The sequence below is a fragment of the Kitasatospora sp. NPDC092286 genome (assembly GCF_044755565.1).
Lineage (GTDB): Bacteria > Actinomycetota > Actinomycetes > Streptomycetales > Streptomycetaceae > Kitasatospora.
The window spans coordinates 54,000-65,567 of record NZ_JBIVRD010000005.1; the positions used below are offsets into that span (position 1 = coordinate 54,000).

The 11,568-nt window shown below is 74.2% G+C and carries 7 protein-coding genes; 1 reads left to right on the forward strand and 6 read right to left on the reverse strand.

All coding sequences use genetic code 11. From position 1 onward, the window contains the following. Positions 1 to 71 precede the first annotated feature (71 nt). From ACIQIB_RS06885 to eccD, 6 genes are all read right to left on the reverse strand, one after another. Positions 72 to 2,171: a hypothetical protein gene (locus ACIQIB_RS06885; protein WP_400757093.1), complete on the reverse strand. Its 2,100-nt coding sequence runs from the start codon at positions 2,169 to 2,171 to the stop codon at positions 72 to 74. 96 nt (positions 2,172 to 2,267) lie between these two features. Continuing rightward, complete coding sequence (locus tag ACIQIB_RS06890; RefSeq protein ID WP_363611118.1) at positions 2,268 to 2,675, reverse strand: hypothetical protein; 408 nt, start codon at positions 2,673 to 2,675, stop codon at positions 2,268 to 2,270. Between the two features lie 6 nt (positions 2,676 to 2,681). Beyond that, positions 2,682 to 2,984, reverse strand: coding sequence for a hypothetical protein (locus ACIQIB_RS06895; protein ID WP_400757095.1), 303 nt, complete (start codon positions 2,982 to 2,984; stop codon positions 2,682 to 2,684). Between the two features lie 88 nt (positions 2,985 to 3,072). After that, on the reverse strand, positions 3,073 to 3,417 hold the full coding sequence (locus ACIQIB_RS06900) for a hypothetical protein (RefSeq protein ID WP_363611122.1): 345 nt from the start codon (positions 3,415 to 3,417) through the stop codon (positions 3,073 to 3,075). A gap of 132 nt (positions 3,418 to 3,549) precedes the next feature. After that, complete coding sequence (gene eccB / locus ACIQIB_RS06905; protein ID WP_363611124.1) at positions 3,550 to 5,004, reverse strand: type VII secretion protein EccB; 1,455 nt, start codon at positions 5,002 to 5,004, stop codon at positions 3,550 to 3,552. 81 nt (positions 5,005 to 5,085) lie between these two features. Then, entirely contained in the window at positions 5,086 to 6,459 is a 1,374-nt protein-coding gene (gene eccD / locus ACIQIB_RS06910) for a type VII secretion integral membrane protein EccD (RefSeq protein WP_363611126.1), read from the reverse strand. A 282-nt stretch (positions 6,460 to 6,741) separates the two neighbouring features. Between eccD and eccCa the strand changes: the two genes are divergently transcribed. Beyond that, complete coding sequence (gene eccCa, locus ACIQIB_RS06915) at positions 6,742 to 10,827, forward strand: type VII secretion protein EccCa (RefSeq protein ID WP_400757231.1); 4,086 nt, start codon at positions 6,742 to 6,744, stop codon at positions 10,825 to 10,827. Positions 10,828 to 11,568 lie beyond the last annotated feature (741 nt).

The following is an 11,568-nucleotide window of genomic DNA, read 5'->3' on the forward strand; positions in this document are numbered from 1 at the left end:
TGCTTCCTGTCTTGTCGTCAAAGGCCGGGCCGCCGGGCCCGCCCGAGGGCGGGCCCGGCACCCCAGTTGCGTCAGCGTCCGATGACGCCGTGCACGGCACCGGTCTCGGTGCCCCAGGTCTCTTCGTCCTCCGCCAGCCAGGTGGTGCGCCGGCGGTCCTTGTCGTTGGGACCGCCCTGGCCGCCCATGCCGCCACCGGGCGGCATCATCGGCGGCATGCCGCCGGAGCTGGTGGCGGTCTGCCGGCCGGTCAGCAGGGCCTGCTCCTGGGCGGCGGCCCGGGCGGCCTTCTCGGCGGCCATCCGCTCGGCGTTGGCCTGGTCGACCGCGACCTTCATGGCGTTCGGGTCGCCACCGGAGGCGAGCGCCCGGGAGCTCAGGCCACCGCCCATTCCGGTGATCATCGGGCCGCCACCGGGGGTGAGCAGACCCCCCGAACCCGAACCGGACAGGCCGCCGAGGCCGCCCGTGCCGTAGGAGAAGCCGCCGGGGCCGAAGTTACTGGGCGTCAGCAGGTCGTCCCCGCCACCACCGCCACCGGAGTACCGGTCGGCGAGCAGCTGCCGGTACTGCGAGACGGTGTTGCCCTTGTCGTCGCGCAGAGTGCCGTCCGGCCCGATGGTGTAGTTCGGGCCGGCCACCATGGGGTTGCCGCTGGAGTCGAGCACGGGATTGCCGTTCTCGTCGACGATCCGCCCGTCCTTGGTGATCACGGAGCCGGGCGGCACGGTGACGGGCCGGCCCGATCCGCCGCCGCCCAGCAGGAGGTCGTCGGGCAGGAGCCCGCCGCCGGGGCTGGGGTTGCCGATGAGGTCGAGGCCCGTGCCGCTGCCGGTGCCGTTCCCGCTGCCGGTGCCGGTGCCGACCGAGCCGAGACCGAGGTTCGTCAGGCTCGGCCCGCCGCCGCTGGTCCCGTTCCCCTCCAGCTTGAGGTCCGGGCCACCCGGGTTCTTGAGGTCCGGGCCGCCCATGTTCTTCAGGTCCGGGCCGCCCATGTTCTTCAGATCGGGCCCGCCGCCACCGTCGCCGGAGGTCTTGAGGGTGGGGTCGTCGATCTTCGGGTTGCCGATGTCGTCGGTCTTGTCGTCCTTGGTGGGGTCGGTCTCGTCCTTCTTCGGCGTGGGCATGATGAGCGGGAAGGGCTTGAGCGGCGTGGCCGCACCCGAGGTGGTCCCGTAGGCCTTGGCGATCTCGCCGAGCGCCGTCTCGGCCGCCTTGTCCAGGATGGAAACGATGTTCTCCACCCAGATCGCCCGCGCCCTGGCCTCCACCTTCGTCCAGAAGTCGGTCGTTTTGGGATCGCCGAACGTCGCGCCCTTCAGGGTGAATTTCAGGTCCAGTGTGCCGGAGGTCGTGTCCTTGAGCGTTCCGGTGGTCTCGGGGATCTTCTGGCCGAACGAGACGTTCTGGGCGACCTGCGTCACCTCCAGCGTCGCGTCCTTGAGCCCCTCCGTGAGGGCCGAGGTCACGGCGTTCGTCGGCCAGGCGTTGGGCGAGGCCCACCATTCGTTCCACCCGGTCATGAGCGTCTCCATCGCCGTCCTGAAAACGGCGTCGCAGGACGTGGGGCCGGCCGTCAGGTAGCTCTGCACATTGGTGCGGGCCATATTGCGCCGGTCGGCGTCGATTTCGTTCCTGAACGCGAGCAGGACGGCACGGAAGGCCCCCGCCGCACTTCCCTGCCAGTCACTGTCCTTCGAGGCGACGGTGTTCGCCCATTTGCCGATCTCCTCGACCCAGCCGTCGAGGAAGTGGGTCACCTCCGTCAGGGCGTTCGCCACGTCGCCGAACACCAGGACGTTGAACGAGTCAGTGACGCGCGGGACGGCGTTGTACATGCGCTTCAGCGGCGCCACGCTGCCCGTGAACCCCGCCAGCTTGGCGCCCGGGCCGTCGAGGTTGGGATACAGGATGTGGGCGCCGACCACATAGCTGGCGTTGTAGGTGTAACCACCCGGAGTGGTGTATTTGAAGAACCAGGCCACCCAGGAGTCCAGATTCTGACCAGTACCTCCCGTCTCCTGTCCCTGCCAGCCCGAGTAGTCGTCGGCGACCGTGTTGTCCTTGTTGATCCACGGCTTGTCGTCGTCGTGAACCGTGTCCCGGCTGGTCGGCGCCGTGTCGTTCGACGCTGCGAGAAAGGTGAGCGCGTCTTCCCACTTGTAAACCATGACAGACCCTTCTGCGGCCGAGCGCGACCGAACATGAGACGGGGCCGGCCCAGGATCGGGCCGGCTCCGCAGTGCTGACCGGAATTCACCGACGAGCTACTTGGCTCCCGCCCCCGGGTTCAGGGTTCGTTCGGCCAGCTGCATGAACTGCGCGTAGTCGAGGGTCTCGTCCATCGCGTTGTTCAGGCGGAGGTCGGCGAGCTGAAGGTCGGTGATCAGCGTGTTCAGCTGATCGACGACGGTGGTCAGAAGCGAGTTGACCGAACCGGTGTAGGCCTTGAGCGCGGCGGCCAGCGTGCCGGGGCTCTTGAAATTGGCGGAGTCGTTGCCCACGAGGATCGGGGTCGAACCCGTCGCGTATCCCCTGAGCTGCTGCACCGGCACGGACTCGTTGATGTCCTTGATGAAGCGTTGGAGGTTGTCCGTGGCGAACGTGCTCAGATAACCGTCGGTGATCTTGACATCGCCGCCGTGCCCGCCGTCGCCCTCGTCATCGTCTGCCACGGTCGATCAGCCCCCGACGTGGTCGAAGTGGCTGCCCGCCCGCATGTCCGCGTCCTTGATGACGTTGCGGATCTCGGTGAGGGCCATGTGGGCCGCGACGATCTTCTTGCCCATCTCCTCGTCGGCGAGGTGCAGCGTGTTCGAGAGGTTCCCGGCCGCCAGCGCGAAGTCACCCACCAGCTCGACGTTGATCTTGGTGTCGAGGTACGACTTCAGGTTGGTCATCGCGTCGTGCATCGTCTTCGCGTGGGCTTCGAGGTCATCGATGGCGCTGTCGATGCCGGCGTAGTGGAGCGACATGTTGCCCATGGTGCGATCCCTTCAAACGGAGTTCTGGTACGGGGAGCGGGCATCGGCCACCGCCTTCCGCGGCAGCCGTGCACGACGTCGGCAAGGCCTAGCGGGGGTTCAGGACGTCCTCGACGTGCTGTCCGGCGCCGCCGCCACCGGAGAAGTTGGCGAGGCCCACCGTGTGCTCGTCGGCCGCGTTGAAGATCTGACCACCGTCGCCGAGCTTCATGTGGAAGGCGTCGTAGTCCTTCTTGACCAGCGCGTACTGCTCCAGCCAGGCGTTGATCTGGTTCTGGAACGCGGTGCTGGCCGCGCCGGAGAAGCTGTCCCGGACGGCCGTGTTGATGTCCTCGATGTAGGCCGCGGTCGTCGACATCTCCGTGTACCGCGCCTCGACCATGGTCCTGATTTCGGCCAGGACCTTCTGGTCGACCGTCGTCTGCTGAGCCACCGCGAGTACCTCCTCCATGAGTGCCGGCCGCACCCGGCCGGCAAGGTGTGCCACGGGCCGGCAGGACCGGCCCGCCAGGGTGAACGGAACGCCGCCGCCGGACGGTTCACCGGCCGCCGGCGGCGCCGCGGCTCACCGCGCGCAGCGGCCCTCGGCGGCGGCCGGGGGCTGCACGATGCCGCCGGCGAGCGGCGCCGGGTCGAGGCTCGGCCCGGTGGGCAGCAGCGAGAGCAGGCGCCCGGGCACCGCGCTCGGGGTGGCCCCGGCGTAGCCGAGGCGTTCGGCCACCGCGGCGGAGGCGAGCGGGTACTTCACGCCCGTGTCGGTGACCAGGTAGAGGGTGGTGCCGAAGCCCCCGCCGGACAGGGCCCGCACCAGGGCGCCGCCACCGGGGCGCACCGCGATCCGGTCGGCGGGCGTGCAGCTGGGGATGACGCCGGGCTGGAGGGCCGGCGGCAGGCCGAGCACGGCGGCCGCGTCCGGGACGACGACGGTGAGGTCCCCGCCGTCGGCCGCCGGGTTCAGGGCCCCGCAGACGGCCTGGCCGCCGGTCGGCGACAGCAGCGCCGGGGGCCGGGCGGGCAGCTCGGCCGGGTTGAGCGCGGCAGTGGCGGCGGGCGGTGCGGAGTGCGCGGCGAGGTCCTCCGCGCCAACGGGGGAGGTCACCACCTGGCCACTGCCGTAGGCGTCCCGCTGGGTGCGCAGATCGCCCTGGAGCAGGGCGAGTTGAGTGGCGGTGACGGGGACGAGGCCCTGCTCGGCGAGCACGTACCGCTCGTCGCCGGTACCGCTGAACAGCTGGCCGATCCGGGTGGCGTGCCCGGCCAGCGTGGGACCGGCCTTCCCCCGGTCGGGCAGGTCGGGGGCGCGCAGGTCCGGTCCGGCCGGGAAGGCGGCGAGGAACGCGGCGGTGACCGGGACGGGCGCGGCGGCGGTGTAGCCGAGGGCCCGGACGGCCCCGCCGGCGGTGTCGAGGGCGAACCGGCGGCCGTGCCAGAGGAGATGGACGCCGCCGTCGGGTGCGCCGACCAGGACGCCCCGGTCGCCGGCGCTCCGGCCGGACTGGCGGGTGCCGACGGCGACGGACAGCTGGGGGGTGGACCGGGCGGCCGCGGAGCCCGCGGTCTGGACGGTGCAGACGAGCCAGTCGGCGCCGCCGACGGCGGCCGGCCCGGGCAGCCCGTCGGGGGCGCCGACGATGCCGATCGGGGTGCCGCGCTCGGCGCTCTCCAGCGAGCGGGCGGAGACCTGGTCGACCTTCAGCTGGTCGCCGGCGAGCAGTTTGGCGCTGGCCTCGTTGAGCACGGGGTGGAGCAGGCCGCCGGCGAAGACGTACCGGGCGCCGGTCTCCTTGACCACCACCAGGGTGCCGGGCTTCTGCCAGCCGGTCGCGCCGCCGGGCTTGATCATGCCGTAGACGCCGGCGCCGGCGCCGATCAGCAGGGCGACGGCCAGACCGATCGCGGCGCCGCGGTTGGTGCGGCCGACGGGGGTGTCGGGGGCGTCCGGCTCGGCGCGGAGCACGCCTGCGGCGACCCGGCTCATCACGAACAGGTGGGCCTGGACCTGGTCGCGTCGGGACTGCATGCGGTGGTCCTCCTCGGTGCGGGGTTCAGGGGGCGGGGAGCGCGGCGCGATCGCTCGCGCGCCCGGGCGGTGGTGCCCGGTTCAGCCCGCCAGCCCGCGCATCATCTGGTAGAAGCCGAGCACCTGGAGCGCGAGCGGCAGCAGGGCGAGCGCGGCGAGCGAGTGCAGCAGGTCGCCGGCCCGGCCCCAGTAGGGCAGCAGCCGCCGGCCGGGCACCGTCCAGGCGGTCACGGCGAGCGCGGCCGCGGCGAGCAGCAGCACGGTGAACAGGCCGAACCGGCCGGACTGGTCGGTGTCCTGCCCGAACCGCGCGGCCAGCAGGGCGATGCCCAGCGCGCCCGGCAGCAGCACGGCGAGCCGCTGCCGGATGCCCCCGATGTCCCGGGCGTGCAGCAGGAGCAGCACCGACAGGTCGACGGACATCGCGGTCGCGCCCCAGCCGCCGTCCCGGGCGGTGGCGAGCAGGGCGAGGGCGCTCGCGCACACCGTGCCGGCGGCGATGAAGAAGCCGGCCAGGTAGCTGTCGGCGACGAGGCTGCGGGCGAGCACGTCCTCGGCCTCGAAGGGCTCGATCTCCTCCTGGAGCTCGTCGGCGTTGCGGGGCAGCGCGGGCAGCCGCAGGCCGGACAGCTTGAACGCCAGCCCCGGCACGAACGCGCCGAACAGCACGGCGGTGGCGGCGATCACGGCGGCGGAGTGGGTCGTCGGAATGCCGTTGGTGGCCAGCGCGCCCGCGCCCAGGGCGAGCGCGGCCGCCACCAGCAGCCCGGCGAAGAACGGACCGGCCCCGACCAGGGCGAGCGCCAGCACGGTGGCGCCGACCGCCACCGAGCCGCCCGCGAGCAGCCGGGCCGGGCCGGTGACCCCGGGCAGCAGCGCGGCGGCCGCGGCCGCGTAGGCGATGCCGGTGGCGCCGAGCGCGGTACCGGCCGGAGCGTCGCCGACCAGTCTGGTCGCCGCGCCGCCGGCGGCGAGCAGCAGCACGGCGGTGACGGCGGCCGCGGCGCAGCGGGGGCCGTCCGGTCCTGGCTGGGCGAGCAGCAGCAGGCCGCCGGCCAGCGCGACCAGGGCGAGGGCGAGCGCGAAGTGGTGGGTGGCGGCGGGCCGCCAGGAGTCGCCGCGGGCGATGGTGCCGGCCCGGACGCCGTCCACCAGGTCGTCGAAGTGCACCTCGGGCAGTGCTTCCTGGCCCGGGCGGAGGAAGAGCTCCTCGCCGTCGTGCAGTCCGAGCCCCTCCAGGGTGCGCTCCTCGTCCAGCGGCGGGCCGCCGGCGCGCTGGAGCACCCAGCCGGAGTGCTCGGTGCCGCCCTCCTCGACGGCGGAGCCGGCGTAGCCGAGGACGGCGGGCAGCAGGTCGGCGAGGACGACGTCGCCGGGGAGGGCGAGTTCGAACGCGGCCTCGGGGGCGCGGAACCTCAGCCGGACCAGCCCTGCCGCCACCGTGGTACCGCTCACCTGTCGCGCCCTCCCGTGGAGCCCCGGCCTGCCCGGTCTCCCGTTGAACAACTACGGGCGGCGCGGGGCGGACGGTTCACCGGCCCCGGCCCCCGGTTCCGCACGCACCCCCGGTGAACCGCCGGGGCCCCGCGGGCCGTACGCCTGAGTGCGGCCCGGCCTCAGGGCTTGTCCGAGCCTCCGGGCCCACCGCCACCCAGCGGCGTCACCGGCGCCGCGAGAGGAGAACCCCCGTTGAGCGTGGTCGTGGTCGACCGTCCGCCCCGGCGCCCCGGACCGGCGATGCCGGACGGCGAGCTCCAGTTGCAGGAGCCGCCGGTCCTGCCGGAGCAGCAGAGCGGCATGTCCAACATGATCGCCATGGCGCCGATGGCGCTCAGCTCGCTCTCGATGGTGATGATCTTCCTCAACCCGCAGTCCAACGGCGGGCCGCTCACCTACGTGGCGATGGGCATGATGGGCCTGTCCGCCGTCGGCATGCTGGTGACCCAGCTGATCCGCGGCGCCAGCGACCGCAAGCGCCAGCTGCGCGGCGAACGCCGGGACTACCTGCGCTACCTCTCCCAGATGCGCCGCCAGGTCCGCCGCCACATCGTCAACCAGCGGCAGGCGCTCGCCTGGCGCCACCCCGACCCGGCCGTGCTCGGCTCGCTGGTCCGCACCTCGCGGCTGTGGGAGCGGCGCGCGGCCCACCCGGACTTCGGCGACGTGCGGATCGCCACCGGCGCCCAGCGGCTGGCGGTCAGGCTGGCGCCGCTGGCCACCCAGCCGGTGGAGGACCTGGAACCGCTGTGCGCGCACGCGCTGCGCCGGTTCATCCACGCGTACGGCTCGATCGCGGACCAGCCGATCGCCGTCCACGTGCGCGGTTACGCCCACATCCTGCTGCGCTGCGAGCACCCCGGGGAGGAGGGCGCCCCGGCCGGTGCGGCCTCCTCCGGCGAACCGGACCAGGCAGGCCCCGGCGGCCTGGTCGGCGCCACGATCGGCGCGCCCGCCGCCGACCCGGACGCCGCCGGAGCGCCGGCCGATCCCGGGCCGGCCCGCGCCCTGGCCCGCGCGATGATCGCCCAGCTCGCCTTCTTCCACGCCCCGGACGAGCTGCGCGTCGCCGCCGCCGTCTCCCCCGAGCTGCGCGAGGACTGGGCCTGGCTGAAGTGGCTGCCGCACGCCCTGCACCCCACCGAGACGGACGGCGCCGGCCCGGTGCGCCTGGTCGCCGACTCGATGCTGGAGCTGGAGCAGCTGCTGGGCCCGGAGTTCACCGACCGCCCGCCCTACGAGCCGGACGCGCAGCCGGGCCGGGACGAGCCGTTCACGCTGATCGTCCTGGACGGGGTCAAGCTGCCCGCCGGCAGCCGGGCCCTGCTGGCCGGCTACCGCAACGCCGTCCTGCTGGACCTCTCCGGGGCCGTCGAGTGGCAGCACGCGCCGTTCCGGCTGCGGCTGCGGATCAGCGGCGGCCGACTGGACCTGGTCGCCGCCGACCGCAACCGGCGCGACGAGGTCACCCCGCTCGGCCGCGCGGACGCGCTGCTCCTCCCGGCCGCCCGCCGCTTCGCCACGGTGATGTCCCCGTACCGGCTGGGCGACTCGCGCGACGCCTCCGAGCCGCTCAGCACCGACTTCGACCTCACCTCGCTGCTGGGCGTCAACGACCTGTACCAGCACGACGTCGCCCGCAGCTGGGCGGACCGCCCGCGCGGACAGCGGCTGCGGGTGCCGATCGGCGTCGGCGCGGACGGCAACCCCGTCGAACTGGACCTCAAGGAGTCCGCGCAGGGCGGCATGGGCCCGCACGGGATGCTGATCGGCGCCACCGGCTCCGGCAAGTCCGAGCTGCTGCGCACCCTGGTGCTGGCGCTCGCGCTCACCCACTCCTCCGAGACGCTCAACTTCGTCCTGGTGGACTTCAAGGGCGGCGCCACCTTCCTCGGTCTGGACGAACTCCCGCACACCTCGGCGGTGATCACCAACCTGGCGGACGAAGCCGCCCTGGTCGACCGGATGCGCGACGCCCTGCACGGCGAGCTGAACCGCCGCCAGGAGCTGCTCCGCTCGGCCGGCAACTACAGCTCGCTGCTGGACTACGAGACCGCCCGGGCCGGCGGCGCCCAGCTCGACCCGCTGCCGACGCTCTTCATCGTGGTCGACGAGTTCAGCGAACTGCTCTCCGCGCACCGCGACTTCATGGACCTGTTCATCATGATCGGGCGGCTCGGCCGCTCGCTCGGCGTCCACCTGCTGCTCGCCTCGCAGCGCCTCGACGAGGGCCGGATGCACGCCCTGGAGTCCCATCTGTCGTACCGGATCGGCCTGCGCACCTTCTCCGCGATGGAGAGCCGCGGCGTGCTCGGTGTGCCGGACGCCTACCAACTGCCCTCCCAGCCCGGCAACGGCATCCTGCGCAGCGACATCGCCACCCTCACCCGGTTCAAGGCGGCGTACGTCTCCGGCCCGTACCGGCGCCGGCGCGGAGCGGCCCAGCAGGCCGCGGCGGCCGGCCAGATCGTCCCCTACGGCACCGAGTACACCGCGCCGCGCCGGCCCGACCCGGAGGTCGTGGCGGCCGAGGCGGCCCGCCTGGCCGCGGAGGAGGAGAGCACCGCCACCCTGCTGGACCTGGCCGCCGAGCGGATGCTCGACGTCGGCCCGCCCGCCCACACGGTCTGGCTGCCACCCCTGGAGACGCCGCCCACCCTGGACGAGCTGCTGCCGCCGCTCGCGCCGTCCCCGCACCACGGCCTGGCGCCCGACGGCCGCCCGGCGGTCGGTACCCTGACCGTCCCGGTGGGCGTGGTGGACCGCCCGTTCCAGCAGATGCGCGAACTGCTCACCGCCGACCTCTCGGCCGCCGGCGGCCACGTCGGCATCGCGGGCGGCCCGCAGAGCGGCAAGAGCACCATGCTGCGCACCCTGATCGCCGGCCTGGCGCTCACCCACACCCCGCGCGAAGTCCAGTTCTACTGCCTGGACTTCGGCGGCGGCACGCTCTCCGCGCTGCGCGGGCTGCCGCACGTCGGCGGGGTCACCGGCCGGCACGACCCCGAGCGGGTCGGGCGCACCCTGGCCGAGATCAACACCGTCATCGCCCGCCGCGAGCAGTCCTTCGCCCAGCTGGGCATCGACTCGATGGCCACCTTCCGCCGCCGCCGGGCGGCCGGGGACCCGGCGCTGGCGGACGACCGCCACGGCGACGTGTTCCTGGTGGTCGACGGCTGGAACACCATGCGCCAGGAGTTCATGGACTACCTGCCCGTGCTCACCCTGATCGCCGGACGCGGCCTCAACTACGGCGTGCACCTGGTGGTCACCGCCGCCCGCTGGGGCGAGCTCTCCAGCGGGCTGCGCGACCAGCTCGGCACCCGCTTCGAACTGCGGCTCGGCGACCCGATCGACTCCATGATCAACATGCGGGCCGCCGAGACCGTCCCCCGCGTCCCAGGCCGCGGCCTGACCCAGGACCGGCTGCACTTCCTCACCGCGCTCCCCCGCATCGACGGCCTCGGCGACAGCGAGAGCCTCACGGACGGCGTCGAGGACCTGGTCGACGCCGTCAACGACCACTGGACGGGCCCGGGCGCACCCGAGGTGCGGATGCTGCCGCTGCGGCTCGACGCCGCCACGCTGCCCGCGCCCGAGGGCCGGCTGCGGGTCCCCATCGGCCTGGAGGACACCGCGATCTCCCCGCTCTGGCACGACTTCGAGGAGTCGCCCCACCTGCTGGTGGTCGGCGACAGCGAGAGCGGCAAGACCAACCTGCTGCGCCTGATGGTCTCCGCCATCACCTCCGCCTACACGCCCGCCGAGGCCCGGATCATGCTCGTCGACTTCCGGCGCGGGCTCTACGACAGCGTCCCGGAGGAGTACCGGCTCGGCTACGCCGTCGCCGTGGACGTCCTCCGGCAGGTCGTCAACGGAGCGGCCCGCGCCATGGAGGCCCGGCTGCCCGGGGAGGAGATCACCCCGGCCCGGCTGCGGCTGCGCGACTGGTGGACCGGGCCGGAGCTGTTCATCATCGTCGACGACTACGACCTCATCCCGAGCCAGTCGGGCGCCAACCCGTTCGCCCCGGTCCTCGACCACCTCGCCCAGGGCACCGAACTCGGCCTGCACCTGATCGTCGCCCGCTCGGCGAACGGCATCGGGCGCGCGTACACGGACCAGCTGCTGCGCCGGCTCCAGGACGTCAACACCCCGGTCACCCTGCTCTCCTGCCCGCCGAGCGAGGGCACGCTGTTCGGCAGCGTCAAGCCGCGGGTGCTGCCGCCCGGGCGCGCCCTGCACATCACCCGGCGGCGGGTGGTCCAGGTGCAGACCGGCCTGCTCGCGGAGCCGGAGGAGGGCGGCGACGGGTCCGGGGCGTGAACCGGGGGCCGGGCGGCGTCCGTATACCCGGACGATGAGTCTTTCCCGCACCGGTCCGCCCGCCGGCGACCCCGCACCACCCGCCGCGCCCCGCCGCCGGTTCCCGCGCCTGCGCGGGTCCGGCGGTCCGGTGGCGGCCGTCGCGCCTCCGACCGCCCCGGCCGCCGCCGCGCCCTCGGCCGCCGCCCCGGCCGCGTCGCCCGCGGTGCGGTCCGTGCTGCGCCCGGTCGGGCCGCACTTCGTCATCGCCCCCGCGACCGCCGGCGAGGACGAGCTGTCCGCCGCGGTCGGCGCGCTGCGCCCGGTGCCGGACAGCCTCGTCGTGGTCGCCGCCGCCCCCGACTCGGCCCCCGTGCTGCGCGACCGGATGGCCGACCTCGGCGTCATCGCCCGCTCGCGCGGCGCGGGCACGCTGGTCCTCGCCGCCTCCGGTCTCGCCGCGCTCGCCCCCAACGGCCGCCGCCCCGCCGAGGTGGTCGCCGACCGCGCCGGCGTCCCGGTGATCGCCCCCGACGGTCTGGTGGAGATCACCCCCGACGGCAACCTCAAGGTCGCCGCCCCCGACGGCTCGGCGGAGACCGCCACCTGGTGGCTCTGCGCACCCGGCACCGCGCCGCGCCGCCTGCGCGAGACCGTCGGGGGGGGGGGGGGGGGGGGCGCGCCCCCCCCCCCCCCCCCCCCCCCCCCCCCCCCCCCCCCCCCCCCCCCCCCCCCCCCCCCCCCCCCGGCCCCGGGGGGGCG

What these genes read in the sequence shown, in the direction of transcription:
- eccCa (WP_400757231.1), top strand. Translation starts at nt 6,742, where the DNA reads ATGCCGGACGGCGAGCTCCAGTTGCAGGAGCCGCCGGTCCTGCCGGAG.
- eccB (WP_363611124.1), bottom strand. Translation starts at nt 5,004, where the DNA reads ATGCAGTCCCGACGCGACCAGGTCCAGGCCCACCTGTTCGTGATGAGC.
- ACIQIB_RS06885 (WP_400757093.1), bottom strand. Translation starts at nt 2,171, where the DNA reads ATGGTTTACAAGTGGGAAGACGCGCTCACCTTTCTCGCAGCGTCGAAC.
- ACIQIB_RS06895 (WP_400757095.1), bottom strand. Translation starts at nt 2,984, where the DNA reads ATGGGCAACATGTCGCTCCACTACGCCGGCATCGACAGCGCCATCGAT.